Source organism: Acinetobacter sp. NIPH 542 (assembly GCF_000369825.1).
Lineage (GTDB): Bacteria > Pseudomonadota > Gammaproteobacteria > Pseudomonadales > Moraxellaceae > Acinetobacter > Acinetobacter oleivorans.
The window spans coordinates 93,263-109,423 of record NZ_KB850208.1; the positions used below are offsets into that span (position 1 = coordinate 93,263).

At 40.7% G+C, this 16,161-nt stretch carries 13 protein-coding genes; 10 read left to right on the forward strand and 3 right to left on the reverse strand.

What is annotated here, in order from left to right; all coding sequences use genetic code 11:
• Positions 1 to 37: 37 nt before the first annotated feature.
• Both F886_RS17865 and F886_RS17870 read left to right on the forward strand, forming a co-directional pair.
• The gene (locus F886_RS17865; RefSeq protein WP_005309081.1) at positions 38 to 1,477 is read left to right on the forward strand and encodes an amino acid permease; all 1,440 of its coding nucleotides are present in this window, start codon (positions 38 to 40) and stop codon (positions 1,475 to 1,477) included.
• Between the two features lie 377 nt (positions 1,478 to 1,854).
• On the forward strand, positions 1,855 to 3,282 hold the full coding sequence (locus F886_RS17870; RefSeq protein WP_081402316.1) for an amino acid permease: 1,428 nt from the start codon (positions 1,855 to 1,857) through the stop codon (positions 3,280 to 3,282).
• Between the two features lie 57 nt (positions 3,283 to 3,339).
• Here F886_RS17870 and F886_RS17875 read toward each other — a convergent pair whose 3' ends face one another.
• Positions 3,340 to 4,221 carry a LysR family transcriptional regulator gene (locus F886_RS17875; protein WP_004640467.1) on the reverse strand — a complete coding sequence of 294 codons (882 nt, stop codon included), beginning with the start codon at positions 4,219 to 4,221 and terminating at the stop codon, positions 3,340 to 3,342.
• A gap of 166 nt (positions 4,222 to 4,387) precedes the next feature.
• Between F886_RS17875 and F886_RS17880 the strand changes: the two genes are divergently transcribed.
• The 7 genes from F886_RS17880 to F886_RS17910 all read left to right on the forward strand — a co-directional run bounded on the left by F886_RS17880 (position 4,388) and on the right by F886_RS17910 (position 12,988).
• Positions 4,388 to 5,905 carry a CoA-acylating methylmalonate-semialdehyde dehydrogenase gene (locus F886_RS17880; protein WP_005309086.1) on the forward strand — a complete coding sequence of 506 codons (1,518 nt, stop codon included), beginning with the start codon at positions 4,388 to 4,390 and terminating at the stop codon, positions 5,903 to 5,905.
• A gap of 11 nt (positions 5,906 to 5,916) precedes the next feature.
• Positions 5,917 to 6,807: a 3-hydroxyisobutyrate dehydrogenase gene (gene mmsB, locus F886_RS17885; RefSeq protein WP_005309088.1), complete on the forward strand. Its 891-nt coding sequence runs from the start codon at positions 5,917 to 5,919 to the stop codon at positions 6,805 to 6,807.
• 77 nt (positions 6,808 to 6,884) lie between these two features.
• Positions 6,885 to 8,534 (forward strand): AMP-binding protein, encoded by a 1,650-nt coding sequence (locus tag F886_RS17890; RefSeq protein ID WP_005309090.1) that lies wholly within the window; start codon positions 6,885 to 6,887, stop codon positions 8,532 to 8,534.
• A gap of 11 nt (positions 8,535 to 8,545) precedes the next feature.
• Positions 8,546 to 9,673: an acyl-CoA dehydrogenase family protein gene (locus F886_RS17895; RefSeq protein ID WP_005309092.1), complete on the forward strand. Its 1,128-nt coding sequence runs from the start codon at positions 8,546 to 8,548 to the stop codon at positions 9,671 to 9,673.
• A gap of 21 nt (positions 9,674 to 9,694) precedes the next feature.
• The gene (locus F886_RS17900; protein WP_005309095.1) at positions 9,695 to 10,468 is read left to right on the forward strand and encodes an enoyl-CoA hydratase; all 774 of its coding nucleotides are present in this window, start codon (positions 9,695 to 9,697) and stop codon (positions 10,466 to 10,468) included.
• A 12-nt stretch (positions 10,469 to 10,480) separates the two neighbouring features.
• Positions 10,481 to 11,506 (forward strand): enoyl-CoA hydratase/isomerase family protein, encoded by a 1,026-nt coding sequence (locus F886_RS17905; RefSeq protein WP_005309097.1) that lies wholly within the window; start codon positions 10,481 to 10,483, stop codon positions 11,504 to 11,506.
• 120 nt (positions 11,507 to 11,626) lie between these two features.
• The gene (locus F886_RS17910; RefSeq protein ID WP_034591564.1) at positions 11,627 to 12,988 is read left to right on the forward strand and encodes an MFS transporter; all 1,362 of its coding nucleotides are present in this window, start codon (positions 11,627 to 11,629) and stop codon (positions 12,986 to 12,988) included.
• Positions 12,989 to 13,118: 130 nt separating this feature from the next.
• On the opposite strand, the gene abaI is transcribed toward F886_RS17910, so the two are convergent.
• Entirely contained in the window at positions 13,119 to 13,685 is a 567-nt protein-coding gene (gene abaI, locus F886_RS17915; protein ID WP_080632436.1) for an acyl-homoserine-lactone synthase AbaI, read from the reverse strand.
• A 63-nt stretch (positions 13,686 to 13,748) separates the two neighbouring features.
• Entirely contained in the window at positions 13,749 to 14,165 is a 417-nt protein-coding gene (locus F886_RS17920; RefSeq protein WP_005309101.1) for a DUF4902 domain-containing protein, read from the reverse strand.
• A gap of 635 nt (positions 14,166 to 14,800) precedes the next feature.
• Between F886_RS17920 and abaR the strand changes: the two genes are divergently transcribed.
• Positions 14,801 to 15,517, forward strand: a complete 717-nt coding sequence (gene abaR, locus F886_RS17925; protein ID WP_005309103.1) for a LuxR family transcriptional regulator AbaR — start codon at positions 14,801 to 14,803, stop codon at positions 15,515 to 15,517.
• The last annotated feature ends 644 nt before the right edge of the window (positions 15,518 to 16,161 follow it).

Sequence of the window (16,161 nt, forward strand, 5' to 3'; positions counted from 1 at the left end):
CTGATCTTAACAAAGGAATTCAAAAAGGAATTTTAATATGACAACGGCTCGTCATTCAGATACGGAAAACTCTCCTGATCATCTGCAACGAAAACTGTCTAACCGTCATTTACAACTGATTGCAATTGGCGGTGCAATTGGAACCGGCCTATTTATGGGTTCGGGCAAAACCATCTCCCTCGCAGGTCCTTCAATTCTTTTAATCTATATGATTATTGGAGGAATGTTCTTTTTCTTAATGCGTGCAATGGGCGAGTTGCTTCTTGCAAATCTGCATTACAAATCTTTTGTTGATATGGCTCATGACTTAATTGGTCCTTGGGCCGGTTATTATTTGGGCTGGACCTATTGGTTAGGCTGGGTACTGGTGGGTATTGCGGACCTTTCAGCAGTCATTAACTATTTGAGTTTCTGGTTGCCCGATGGCACGAGCTTTTCACCAACGCAACAAGCCATGATTAGTGCAGGTTGTGTGCTGTTTGTCATGGGTCTTAACCTACTGACTGTACGCCTATTTGGTGAAATTGAATTTTGGTTTGCACTCATTAAGATTTTAGCCATTATTGGCCTGATCGGAGTGGGTGGCTATATGATTTTCAGTCATTTCCAAGCTCCGCAAGGCGCTGTTGCAAGCATTAGTAATGTTTGGTCGCATGGCGGTTTATTCCCGAAAGGTACAGAAGGCTTCTTGGCAGGATTCCAGATTGCCGTGTTTGCTTTTGTCGGGGTTGAACTGGTTGGTACAACGGCTGCTGAAACCAAAGATCCAGAGAAGAACTTACCGAAAGCAATTAACGCGATTCCTGTACGTATTATTTTGTTCTATGTACTAGCACTCTTTATTGTGATGTCAGTAACGCCTTGGGACCATATTCGTGCAGACAAAAGTCCGTTTGTTGAGTTGTTCTTAAATGCCGGTATTCCTGTTTCAGCTATTATCATGAACTTGGTGGTACTGTCTTCGGTGATGTCTTCAATGAACAGCGGTGTGTTTTCAACCAGTCGTATGCTGTTCGGTTTATCAAAAGACGGTCAGGCTCCGGGTGCATTTGGTCGTTTATCAAAACGTGCCGTACCTTCAAATGGTTTGATTTTCTCATGTATTTTCATTATGGGCGGGGCAGTACTTCAGTACTTTGTTCCAAACACCATGGAAGCATTTACTTTGGCAAGTTCACTCTGTGTGATTCTATTCATTAGTGTCTGGAGTCTTATCATGGTGTGCTATTTACGCTATCGTAAATTACGTCCTGAATTACATGAAAAATCTACTTTTAAAATGCCCGGTGGCATTTGGATGAGCTATATCGTTTTGGCATTTATGCTTTTCACTTTAGTCATCTTGGCACTTGAGCCAGATACATTGAAAGCGCTCTATGTCAGTCCAGTATGGTTAGTTATCTTAGGTGTTACCTATCATGTGCTCTATAAACCACGCATGAAAAAACTAGGACGCGAACTCGTCAACGATCATTAAGTTTTATTAAAAGCCAATCAAACATGATTGGCTTTTTTTATTTTCTTTCGATTTTTTATCGGAATAATGTTGTTTATTTTTAACTCAATAGAGCAGTTTAGAGGGGGGCGTAAAAGCGACATCTAGCATTATCACATGCTACACTCCGGCTAATCTGGAGAATCCAGATATGTTAATTAAAATTGCCGTGAAGGCAGTACATAAATAATGTGACTTAAAAAAACAGGACAAACGATTTATCAATTAAGGAAAAAATATACTTGAACATCTTGTCCTGAGGTATAGACTCAGCAACCCACGATATACGGTTCGTTTTTCTCCCTATAGGTTGCTGATTTTAAGTTAAGCAAAATATAAAAAGGACTTCTAATATGACAATGGTTCATCATCCAGATGAGGCAAGCTCCCCTGATCATTTACAACGGAAATTAAATAATCGCCACTTACAAATGATTGCAATTGGCGGTGCAATTGGAACCGGCTTATTTATGGGCTCGGGCAAAACCATCTCCCTCGCTGGTCCTTCAATTCTCGTGATTTACATGTTAATTGGTGGGATGTTTTTTTTCCTTATGCGTGCATTGGGTGAACTACTACTTGCCAACTTACATTACAAGTCATTTGTCGATATGGCATATGATTTGATTGGCCCATGGGCTGGTTACTATATAGGCTGGACTTACTGGTTAGGCTGGGTACTGGTCGGTATTGCAGATTTATCTGCGGTCATTAACTATTTAAGTTTCTGGCTGCCCGAAGGTGCCAGTTTCTCACCAACACAACAAGCCATGATTAGTGCAGGCTGTGTACTATTCATTTTAGGGCTTAACCTTCTTACGGTGAAGTTGTTTGGTGAAGTTGAATTCTGGTTCGCACTCATTAAGATTTTGGCCATTATTGGTCTGATTGGAGTCGGTGGTTACATGATCCTCACTCATTTTCAAGCTCCGCATGGTGAGGTTGTGAGTGTAAGTAATGTGTGGTCGCATGGCGGTATATTTCCAAAAGGCGTAAGCGGATTTTTGGCAGGTTTCCAGATTGCCGTGTTTGCCTTTATTGGCGTCGAATTGATTGGTACAACTGCCGCTGAAACGAAAGATCCAGAGAAAAATCTACCGAAGGCAATTAACGCGATTCCTGTACGTATTATTTTATTCTATGTGTTGGCACTCTTTGTGGTGATGTCAGTAACACCTTGGGACCATATTCGTGCAGATAAAAGTCCATTTGTTGAGTTGTTCTTAAATGCGGGTATTCCTGTTTCAGCCATCATCATGAATTTAGTAGTACTGTCTTCAGTGATGTCTTCAATGAACAGCGGTGTGTTTTCAACCAGTCGTATGCTGTTCGGTTTATCGAAAGATGGTCAGGCGCCAAGTGCATTGGGGCGTTTATCAAAACGTGCCGTACCTTCAAATGGTTTAATCTTCTCATGTATTTTCATTATGGGCGGGGCAGTGCTTCAGTACTTTGTTCCAAACACCATGGAAGCATTTACTTTGGCAAGTTCACTCTGTGTGATTCTATTTATTAGTGTATGGCTTCTGATCATGGCGTGCTATTTACGTTACCGTAAGTTGAGTCCAGAGTTACATGCTAAATCGACTTTTAAAATGCCGGGCGGGGTGTTGATGGCGTATGTTGTCATTGCATTTTTCTTGTTTACTTTAGTGATTTTGGCACTAGAGCCAGATACATTAAAAGCGGTATATGTTAGTCCATTATGGTTAGTTGTTTTAGGCGTTAGCTATCATGTGTTTTATAAACCACGCATGAAGAAACTAGGCCAAGAAAGTTTTGATTAATTATTACTAATTTCAAAAAAGCCAATCATCCGTGATTGGCTTTTTTATTTACACTCTCTAATCAACCAACAAATGCTGATATTTATCGGCTTGTTTACGCAAATAGTCCCAGACGAGTTTAATGCGTGGTTCATGTTGTAAATCAACAAAAGTCAGCATCCAGAAGGTATGAGTAAAGCGAACTTGCTGCTCTAAAACGACGTCTAGTTCTGGTTTATCATCTGCTAAAAACTTGGGCAAAATCGCAAGTCCTGCACCAGCACTCACTGCAATTTGTTGGGCCAAAATGCTGCTGCTACGGAAGTTCGCGTTAAGCTTTAAGGGTAACCGTTCTAAACAGTACAGTTCAGGGCTATACACCAGATCATCAATATAGTTCACAAAGCGGTGTTGGGTTAAATCTTCTAAACCACGAATGGGTGGGTTTTGCGCCAGATAGTTTTGGCTGCCATAAATTTTTAAGCAGTAGTCTGATAACCGCGTAATGATGTAGGGTCCAGACGTTGGGCGATCAATCGACACCACAATGTCTGCTTCACGGTGTGAGAGTTTAATCATTTTCGGCACTGGAATCAGGTCGATGGTGAGTAGTGGATATTGAATAGAGAACTCAGCCAGTAAACGGGCTAAAAACGCAGTACCAAAGCCTTCAGGTGTGCCAATACGCACACGACCTTGCAACGGTTGATGTGGTTTTTCAATTTGTAAGAAAGCTTGTTCCATTTGCTCAACTCGAGGAACAAGTGCCATACCTTCGAGTGTCAACTCATAACCAGTCGCTTCACGCTTAAACAGTGTTGTACCCAAAGCAAGTTCTAGTGCTTGAATCCGTCTAGCCACTGTACTGTGCTCGACACCAATGATCCGCGCAGCGTTGGTCAATGTTTTAGTCCGAGCTAAAACCAGAAAAAAATGTAGATGATCCCAATCCACTTTCATTTTTGTTGTCATCCTTGTGCATATTTGCACAACAATCGTGCATGAATTTCCGTTGGTGGTCAAAGTTTTCTTTGCTAGTCTCAATTGAAACTGGAATAAAGAAAATACGATCAAAAAGTATTTTCTAATAATTGAACACAATAAAAATATGGCCTACGGAGAGGTTATGAACACAATCCAAAAAATCGAATTGGAAACCGCTAAATTACTCATTAACGGAAATTTTATCGAATCTGAAACACAGGAATGGCAAGACATTGTTAACCCTGCAACTCAGGAAGTAATTGGTCGTGTACCATTTGCAACGGTTAAAGAAGTTGACGCTGCTATTCAAGCTGCACAAGATGCTTTTGCTTCTTGGCGTCAGACCCCAATTCAGGCACGTATGCGCATCATGCTTAAGTTACAAGACTTGATCCGTGCCAACATGAAGGAAATTGCACAAGTACTAACGGCTGAACAAGGCAAAACTTTGGCCGATGCTGAAGGCGATATTCAACGTGGTTTAGAAGTGGTTGAACATGCATGTTCGATCGGTACTTTGCAAATGGGTGAATATGTTGAAGGTGTTGCGCGTGGTGTAGACACTTACACATTGCAGCAACCTTTGGGTGTCTGTGCGGGTATTACGCCGTTTAACTTCCCTGCCATGATTCCACTTTGGATGTTCCCAATGGCAATCGTGTGTGGCAATACATTTGTCTTAAAACCATCAGAACAAGATCCGTTATCAACCATGATGCTGGTTGAGCTTGCGATTCAAGCCGGTGTTCCAGCAGGTGTGCTCAACGTTGTGCATGGCGGTAAAGAAGTGGTTGACCGTCTGTGTACACACAAAGATATTAAAGCGATTTCATTTGTAGGTTCAACTGCTGTTGGAACGCATGTTTATAACCTTGCTGGACAACATGGCAAACGCGTGCAGTCGATGATGGGCGCAAAAAACCATGTGGCTGTTATGCCTGATGCCAATAAAGAGCAAACCTTAAATGCCTTGGTCGGTGCAGCATTTGGTGCAGCAGGGCAACGCTGTATGGCATTGTCGGTTGCAGTCATGGTGGGTGAAAGTAAACAGTGGATTCAAGAATTAGTTGAAAAAGCGAAGACTTTAAAAGTAAACGCAGGCCATGAGCCAAATACTGATATTGGTCCAGTCATTTCAAAACGTGCTAAAGCGCGTGTGCTTGATTTAATTAATAGCGGTGTTGAGCAAGGGGCGGAGTTGCTACTTGATGGCCGTGATGTTCAAGTCCAAGGCTATGAATCGGGCAACTTTGTCGGTGCAACGATTTTTAGCGGCGTAAATACCGACATGCGTATTTATAAAGAAGAAGTCTTTGGCCCTGTACTTTCCATTATTTGTGTAGACACCCTTGAGGAAGCGATTGCTCTAATCAATGCCAACCCATTTGGTAATGGTGTAGGTCTATTCACACAAAGTGGCGCGATTGCACGTACTTTCCAAAACTTAATTGATGTTGGTCAAGTTGGTATCAACATTCCAATTCCTGTGCCAGTGCCTTTCTTTAGTTTTACCGGTTCAAGAGGTTCAAAACTTGGTGATTTGGGGCCATACGGCAAACAAGCTGTACAGTTCTATACCCAAACTAAAACCATTACCAGTCGTTGGTTTGAAGATAGCCATGAAGTTGGCGGTGTAAATACAACCATTAGTTTACGTTAAGGGGATCACGGATGAATATCGCCTTTATCGGTCTAGGGAATATGGGCGGCAGAATGGCCCATAACCTACTTAAAGCCGGACTCAAAGTTTACGGATATGACCTCAGTGAAGTTGCTATTCAGCACTTCGCCGAGGCAGGTGGTGTAGTATGCGACAGCCCGCAGGCAGCAGCGAAACAAGCTGATGTGGTCATTAGCATGTTACCTGCGGCCAAGCATGTTAAAGAAGTTTACTTGGGTGAAAATGGTGTTTTAGAAGTGCTAAAAGCAGGTAGCTTATGCATTGATAGCAGTACCATTGACCCTCAAACTATTAAAGACATTGCCGCTGTTGCACATAGCAAAAATATTAAAATCTGTGATGCACCAGTTTCAGGTGGAACCATTGGTGCCCAAGCAGGAACCTTAACCTTCATGGTGGGTGCCGATGATCAAACCTTTAACGAAGTGAAACCTGTACTTAGCCACATGGGCAAAAATATTGTTCATTGTGGTGATGTCGGTGCAGGTCAAATTGCCAAAATCTGCAACAACCTGATTTTAGGTATTTCAATGGCTGCTGTTGCTGAAGGTATGGCACTCGGTGTGAAGTTGGGCATCGACCCACAAGCATTGGCAGGTGTCATTAATACCTCAAGTGGCCGTTGCTGGAGTTCAGATGTCTGTAACCCATGGCCGCATATTAATGAAAATGCGCCAGCATCTCGCGGCTATCAAGACGGTTTTGCGACTCAGTTAATGCTAAAAGATTTAGGACTTGCTGTAGAGGCCGCGGGCCAAGTCAAACAGCCAGTTGTATTAGGTGGCATGGTACAGCAGCTTTATCAGCAAATGTGCATGCGTGGTAATGCTAATCTCGATTTTTCAAGCATTATTCAGCAATACCTGCCACAAGAGGCATAACGGTAAAGCCAAAGGATGGCTTTAAACACATTAAACCCTGTCGTGAATAACAACAAATCCGGACTGAGGGAAAAGATATGATGGATTATCAAAATGCTGCACAGGCTTTCGATTTGGAAAGTACTGCAAAACACATGTTATCAGGTTCACTTGATGCCTTAAATGCTTGTTATGAATGCTGTGATCGACATGCAGATGGGGACAAAATTGCGCTGTATTGGCAAGGAAAAGACGGACGAAAAGAGCAATATACCTTCCGTGAACTAAAAGAGTGGTCAAGTCAGTTTGCCAACTTTTTAAAATCACAAGGTGTAAAAGCAGGTGACCGTATTTCAGGTCTATTACCAAGAACACCTGAATTGATCGTGACGATTTTTGCAGCTTGGCGAATTGGTGCAGTCTATCAACCACTCTTTACTGCATTTGGCCCAAAAGCGATTGAGCACCGTATTCAGCTTGCACAAAGTAAGCTGGTGGTGACCGATGTAGGTAACCGTAGCAAGCTTGATGAAATTGAAAATTGCCCTGCAATTGTGACTGTCGCCGACGCACAAGGTACTCCGCTTAAAGTAGGCGATTTTAACTTTTGGAATGAAGTGAAGCAGCAGTCCGATCAATGTGATCTAGTCATGCGTAGCATTCAAGATCCTTTCTTACTCATGTTTACTTCAGGCACTACAGGTCCTGCTAAACCTTTGGAAGTGCCATTAAAAGCACTGATTGCCTTTGGTCGATATATGCAAGATGCTATTGGTTTAACCGAAGAAGATTCATTCTGGAATATTGCCGATCCGGGTTGGGCGTATGGTCTGTACTATGCGATTACAGGGCCGTTATTCTTGGGCCACTCTACTTTGTTCTATGAAGGTGGCTTTAGCACAGATAGCCTATGTCAAATTGTGAAAGATTATAAAATTAACAACTTGGCAGGGGCTCCGACTGCCTACCGCATGATGATGGCGGCTGATCCAGCACAAATGGCACCGTTAAAAGGGCAGTTCCGTGTGGTGAGCAGTGCAGGTGAACCGCTTAACCCAGAAGTGATTCGCTGGTTTAAACAAGTGCTGGATGCTCCGATTTATGATCATTATGGGCAAACTGAAGTAGGCATGGTGGTGTGTAATCATCATGGTTTAAAACATGAAATTCATGCCGGTTCAGCAGGTTTTCCAAGTCCGGGCTACCGTGTTGCGATTGTAAATGAACAAGGTGAAGAGCTTCCAGCGGACACCCCAGGAATTTTAGCAGTCGACATTAGCCAGTCTCCAATGATGTGGTTTGGTGGCTATAAAGAAAGCCGTAAATCGCCATTTGTTGGTCATTACTACTTAACGGGCGACACTGCCGAGTTGCATGCCGATGGCAGCATGAGCTTTGTTGGTCGTAGTGATGATGTAATCACCACATCGGGTTATCGGATTGGGCCATTCGATGTTGAAAGTGCTTTGCTTGAACATGATGCAGTGGTTGAGGCCGCAGTGATTGGTGTACCTGACCCAGACCGTACCGAAGTAGTTAAGGCATTTGTAATTTTAGCTACGGATGCTCAACCTTCGGATGCACTTGCTGAACAACTCAGCCAATTTGTTAAAAGACGACTTTCTGCACATGCGTACCCACGTTTAGTTGAATTTGTGAGTGAATTACCTAAAACTCCAAGTGGTAAAATTCAGCGCTTTTTATTGCGTAATCAAGAAATTGCTAAACAACAAGCTAAAGCAGGGTAAAGGAAATAATAATGCAATTTACCGAAGAACAATTACTCATTCGTGATATGGCGAAAAGTTTCGCCCAAGAACAAATTAAGCCTCATGCCAGCGATTGGGATCGAGACGGGACATTCCCGAAAGACACATTGACTCAAATGGGGCAACTCGGTTTTATGGGGATGCTTGTTTCAGAGCAATGGGGCGGTTCAGACACGGGTAACTTAGCCTATGTGCTAGCCCTCGAAGAAGTTGCGGCAGCAGATGGCGCAACTTCGACCATTATGAGTGTACATAACTCAGTTGGTTGTGTGCCTATTTTAAAATTTGGTACAGACGAGCAAAAAGAGCGTTTTTTAAAACCTTTGGCGCAAGGTGAAATGATCGGCGCTTTTGCTTTAACCGAACCACATACGGGCTCAGATGCGGCAGCTCTTAAAACCCGAGCGGTGAAAGATGGGGACGATTACATTTTAAATGGTGCCAAGCAGTTTATTACCTCTGGTAATAATGCAGGCGTCATTATTGTGTTTGCAGTGACTGATCTGAGCGCGGGTAAAAAGGGTATTAGTGCATTTTTAGTCCCACGTGAAACTCCGGGTTATGAAGTGATTCGTGTTGAAGAAAAGCTAGGTCTGCATGCTTCAGATACGTGTCAGATTGCACTAACCGATGTGCGCATTCATAAAAGCCTCATGCTTGGCAAAGAAGGTGAGGGTTTGAAAATCGCCCTTGCCAATTTAGAAGGTGGACGTATTGGTATTGCTGCACAAGCAGTCGGTCTAGCACGTGCGGCGCTCGAAGAAGCGACTCGCTATGCCAAAGAGCGTATTACTTTTGGAAAACCAATTTTTGAGCATCAAACCATCGCTTTTCGCCTTGCCAGCATGGCAACTGAAATTGAAGCAGCGAGACAACTGGTTCACTACGCTGCGCGTTTAAAAGAAGCAGGTCAACCGTGTCTCAACGAAGCTTCAATGGCCAAGTTATTTGCTTCAGAAATGACTGAGCGTGTGTGCTCAAGTGCGCTACAAGTCTTTGGTGGCTATGGCTATCTCAGAGATTTCCCAATTGAACGCATTTATCGTGATGCGCGTATTTGTCAAATTTACGAAGGCACAAGCGATATCCAACGTTTAGTGATTGCACGTAGTCTATAAAATCAGAACAAGGAATAAATAATGCAGTGGCAAAGTATTTTATTAGAAAAGCGTAATGGGGTTGGACTGATTACATTAAATCGCCCTCAAGCGCTCAATGCTTTAAACAGCGAATTAATTAGTGAAATTAATCAGGCATTAGATCAGCTCGAAAAAGACCGCGAAATTGGTTGCATCGTATTGGCTGGTTCTGAAAAAGCTTTTGCTGCAGGTGCAGACATTAAAGAAATGGCTGATTTAGCATTTCCAGATATTTATTTTGATGACTTTTTTCATCTTGCAGACCGTATTGCACAGCGCCGTAAACCTCTAATTGCAGCGGTGAGTGGCTATGCATTAGGTGGTGGCTGTGAATTGGCGCTGATGTGTGACTTTATTTATTGTGCTGACAACGCCAAGTTTGGCTTACCTGAAGTCACCTTAGGGGTAATTCCGGGTATTGGTGGCACACAACGCTTAACCCATGCCATTGGTAAAGCCAAAGCAATGGAAATGTGTTTTACCGCTCGTCAAATGGGCGCTGTAGAAGCAGAGCAAAGTGGTTTAGTCGCACGTGTGTTTAGCAAAGAAGAATTACTTGAACAAACCTTGCAAGCAGCTGAAAAAATTGCGGCACGCTCTTTAACTGCAAATATGATGCTTAAAGAAACCATTAACCGAGCTTTTGAAGTAAACCTTACTGAAGGCTTGCGTTTTGAAAGACGTATGTTCCATTCAATATTTGCAACATTTGACCAAAAAGAAGGAATGCAGGCATTCGTTGAAAAACGAAAGCCAAATTTTAAAAATCAATAAGAGATCAATAAAATGAATACAGAAAATCACTTAATGATTGAGCGACAAGGTAAGCTTGGCGTGATTACCTTAGACCGTGTGACTCATCTCAATGCATTGTCGCTAGATATGATCAAAAGTATTGGTGCCCAATTGGAACTGTGGCGAAATGATGCTGCTATTCAGGCCGTTTTAATCAAATCAAATAGCCCAAAGGCCTTCTGCGCAGGCGGTGATATTCGCTATCTCTATGACAGTTATAAAAATGGCACGGCCGACTACAAAGGCTACTTTAGTGCCGAATATAAAATGCTGAATGTACTGCGGGAATATGCAAAGCCAGTCATTGTTATGCTTGATGGCTATGTATTAGGTGGCGGTTTTGGCTTGGCTCAGGCTTGTCACATTGTGGTGAGCAGCGAAAAGTCCAGATTTGCTATGCCTGAAACAGCGATTGGTTTCTTCCCAGACGTTGGTGCAACACACTTCCTGTCTCGCCTTGATGATATTGGTGTTTATATGGCCATTACGGGTGAGCAGATCAGCAGTAGCGATGCGCTTTACCTCGATTTAATTGACTACCATGTGCCAAGTGTGCAGTTACAAGCGTTGCAAGATGCTCTCGTTGAAGCGCCAAGTTTAAGCAAAGAGGGAATTGAACGCATCATTACCCGATTTATTACTCGTCCTGCTGAAAGTGAGCTCAAACAGTTGGCAGAAGGTATTCGTAAACACTTCGGATATCAGCATTTAGATGAAATCGAGCAAAGTCTTGAAAATGAACAAGATGAAAGCTTAAAAGCTTGGGCAAGTAAGATGCTTAGTATTTTGCAGCAGCGCTCATTTATAGCCAAACAAACCAGTTTGAAACTGCAACATTTAGGCCGTGGGCTTTCTTTACCGCAGTGTATGCAGCTTGAGCGTGATTTACAGGATATCTGGTTTGAGCATGGTGACTTTATTGAAGGTGTCCGCGCTCTCATTGTCGATAAAGACAAACAACCACAGTGGCAAGAACGTAATTCGAAATTTGAGCCAATTTTAGAAAAATTGAGCTAAACCGCATTACAAAAACATAAAAAGCTTAAGGAGATAAAGCGAGACCTGAAAATGCTTATGGTCAGGGCTGGTCATAAGCATAAAAAAGATAAAACAAAAAAATCTAAAAAGGATATTACGATGCAAACAGTACATGGAAACGGTTCAAATACTAAAAAGTCGTCACATCGATTAGCAGGCATCTCTAGCATGGTCGGCACCACCATTGAGTGGTATGACTTTTTTATTTACGGTGCGGCGGCGGCACTGATTTTTAATAAATTATTTTTCCCAAATCTGGATGCCCTTACGGGTGTGCTTGCTGCATTTGCCACCTATGCCGTTGGGTTTATTGGGCGACCACTAGGGGGCTTAGTCTTTGGTCATTTTGGTGACAAAATTGGCCGTAAATCGATGTTGCTACTGACTCTGATGCTCATGGGGATCCCAACCGTACTGATTGGCTTATTACCGGCTTACGAATCAATTGGTTACTGGGCTGCAATTTGTTTGGTTGTCTTACGATTCATTCAAGGGATGGCAATGGGCGGTGAATGGGGCGGTGCTGTGCTTATGGCCGTTGAACATGCACCCGAAGGTGGTAAAGGGTTTTGGGGAAGTTTACCTCAAGCCAGTACGGGTGGCGGTTTAATGCTAGCCTCAATTGCACTAGGACTAGTGTCGTTATTACCTGAACAAGCACTGTTTAGTTGGGGGTGGCGTTTACCATTTCTTGCTAGCATTATTTTGCTGGCAGTAGGTTGGTACATTCGAGTGAAAGTGCCTGAATCACCAGATTTTGAAAAAGTAAAACAGCAGTCCGAAGAAGTCAAAGTTCCTGCTTTACAAGTTTTTAAAAATCATCCAAAGCAACTCATCACCATTATTTTGGCGCGTGCTGCCGAGAATGCATGGTTTTATATTGCTTCAACTTTTACCTTGGCTTATACCACTGCACAACTTGGGATCGCACGCCAAGACATTTTGTTTGCTACCATTTGTGGTGCAATAGTCATCCTATTTATGACACCGTTATGTGGACATTTGTCAGATAAAGTGGGTCAACGCAATATGTTCATGTTTGGTTTATGCATATTGGCACTTTACTGCTATCCATTTTTCACCATGCTCAATACAAAAGACCCAGTATTAGTCTGGACAGCAATTGTTTTAGCAATTGGCGTGGTCTTTCCAATTATGTACGCACCACAAGCTCAACTTTTTGCCCGTCAATTTCCGGCAGAAATTCGATATAGTGGAATCTCAATTTCCGTACAGTTGGCTGGGGTACTTGGTGGTGGTTTAGCACCGTTAATTGCGACCAAACTTTTAAGTATCGGGCAGGGTAATCCTTATTTAATTATGATTTATATTGGATCTATGGCTATCGTTGCGATCATATCGACTTCATTTATGCCACGTGATTGGCAGACTAAAACTGATGAGGCTTACCATAAGAAATCAGAATTAAATTTGAAAACCAAAATTACTGAGCAGTCTTAATATTCAGTTTAAATCTTCAAATAAAGAAAAGCCCTAATCTTTTGACTAGGGCTTTTGAAATTTAGCGAATGAAACGAGATTCGGGCTTAAGACCTTCATCTTTGGTATGTCACCAATATTCTTTAACCAACTACACTTCAATCAAGCATGCAAACATGGCATATCCATCGATAACCATTGGCGGTCCTGCACGATGGGCGCGAAAACCCGCGGCACGTAATAACCGCTCTACCCCAAGAGGAGAGGTCGTAATGAGTTGTTTTGCACCTTGTTTTCTTGCAAAGTTGATTGCTTCTTGCAGAATTGCAATAGAGACTGGAGATGACACTGCTTGATTAGCAGAGGTCGGCGGATTCGAGAAATCTACGGCTGAAAATCTTGATAATTCCCAAATTTCTGGTGAGCAAGGAATAGGCATTCCATTCATTAATTGAGGAAATATCTCACCCAGTAAATAGGGCTGAGTCGTGGGTAGTAGTCTGGCACAGCCAATAATATTGGATTCTCTATCTTGAGCGACGACGTAAGCTGTATCGATTTTATCAAATTGATCTAGTTCTTCATTATTTGGACAGTTCAACTCCCAACCCAAATGTTCAACAAATACCTTGTAGCGGTAACTTTTAAATTTGGTATATAGGACTTCTGAAAAATTGTTTTGGAATCCAGCAATAACATTCATTACAAGTGCTTCCACTTATTTTTCAGGCGACTTTACTCGACAGCTGAAAAGGTGGTAACTGTAAGAATTTACAGGTTTCTAAGAGAAATTTGGACTTAATTTAGTCTTTGTTTGCGTTGTATTGATTTGAGCATAAATGAACTGTTCCCAAAACAAAGAATCTATTTTTTTTTCGATTAATGTTTCAGTAACATCAAATCCAATATCTGTACCAGATAAATCAACAATCATGATATTGCTTCGAGGTAGCCCAATTCGTTTTAAGCTAGCAATTCCATTGTTCTCAATAAATTCCCAGTCCCATCCGGTACTTAAAGCTGGGCTCCGTAATGTTGCCCATTCAGTAAACCCACAATATAGAATTCGAGAGTCTTCAATTTGTGTAGTTTCAACAATAGATATGAGGTGTTGCAGGGGGTAATTCATAAGCTGGATTTCATTCATCCGAATAAAACCATCTGTTGAGATTGAAAAATCAGGGGGGATTGTGACCATGCTACCTATTCAAGTGACTTGAATTACAGTTCTATAGATAAATAACATAAATTATTGCCAACAAAATACTGTTAAGTTTTACAGGTTAGCCATAATCTGGTGGTACACAACGTTAAGCTGTTCTTTAGAAAGTACTTCGGGCAGGGAGTTTTACTTACGCAGAAATTGACCCATCTATAGCTTCAATATGAGAGTTGCTTGTTTCAAGATTATCAACAGTTTAAGTTTTTTATATGTATTGTAGATAATATCTATCCTATTGTTAAAATAATATGTTAGAAATCATTATCATTATTATTCGTTTCATTAAATAATAAATAAAAATTTATACTTATAGTATCGCTAGTAGACGTTATTCTTTAGTTAAATTAATAGAAATATACAAATAAGAAGAAATAATAGGCTCCTTTTAAAAATAAAAAATACTCATTTTTGGAATAAAATGCATCCTGTAAATTTGAGGCTTTCAAGCATAATTCGTATATGCAATATAACAACCTTAAAAAGCTTTCTGAAACTAGTTTATCCGGAAAATTTACCACCCTCTCAGGCTCAAAAATGTTGTTAATTGGATTATGAATTCACTATATGCAACTAAATAAAAATGATTTATGCATGAGGTTTAATGAGAGTAAATGGAAAATTGGCAAGAAGATCTACTATCAGCATCTCTGATGGTAAAAAATGAATATCAGCTATTTGAAGTAGTCAAATCTACAGCTTCAAAGCTTGGATTTGATTATTGTGCTTATGGTATGCAGTCGCCATTATCTATTGCTGAACCAAAAACAATTATGTTGAATAATTATCCCGAAGCATGGCAGAAGCGTTATGTTAAACAGCAATATGTGAGGGTAGATCCAACCGTACAGCACTGTATGCTATCACTTCAACCTCTTGTCTGGTCGAGCCAATCTGCAAATACACAATCTCAAAAAGATTTTTGGGAGGAGGCGCGTTCTTATGGTTTAAACGTCGGTTGGGCACAGTCAAGCCGTGACTTTATTGGTACAAGGGGAATGCTAACACTAGCAAGATCCACTGACCAATTATCAGAAAAAGAGCAGAAAGCTCAATATACCAATATGTTTTGGTTATCTCAGACAGTACATTCCAGTATTGCTAAAATTGTGAATGAAACAGAATTTGCTCAGTTTAATCTTTATTTAACGAATCGGGAAAAAGAGGTTCTACGTTGGACTGCGGAAGGGAAAACGTCAGCAGAGATTGCTCAGATTCTCGGCGTAGCTGAAAGAACAGTAAATTTTCATCTCTGTAATTCAATGCAGAAGTTAAATGTGAATAATAAAATTTCAGCAGCGATTAGAGCTGTAATGTTAGGGATTTTATAAATTTAGATATATAGAAATATAATAATTAATTGTAGTAAAATAAATTATTATTAGATGTTTATTTAAGATAGAATTCTTTAATTTAAGATAATTTTAATTAAAGTCTAATTTATATAGGTAATCTTATTTATAAAATTTTTTTAAAATTAATTTTATGGAGTGGTTTAATAATATTTTCACTTAGTAATAAAATAAAAATAAATGAAATTTATAATTAAAAATATTTTATTAATATTATTATTTTAAAATTTAGTGTTCGCGTTTTATCGGTTCTCAGAAGATAAAATTTATTAATTTATAGGGTTATATATCAGTCAAGATGCTATACATAGCTTCACGCTATTCAAGTATAAATTAAAGCAGATTTCTTTAGTAGCTTTATTCTTATAAATAAAGGCTGTGAGGGGGGCTTACCTGAATCATTTATTGCTCTTAAGAAAAGCAAATAAACAGTACATTAGATTGTGAATACAAGACTTCCAATCAAGAGACTCACAAAGTAAGAATACGAACAGGCCATATAATTGGCATGCTAAAAACCTTGCGAAACTCTATTAAATATTAACGAAATAAGGGCAAAATTGAGTTAGAGGTTTAATTTAATTGCCCGCCCTCACAATATTGAACTGAATAAAAATAATTTA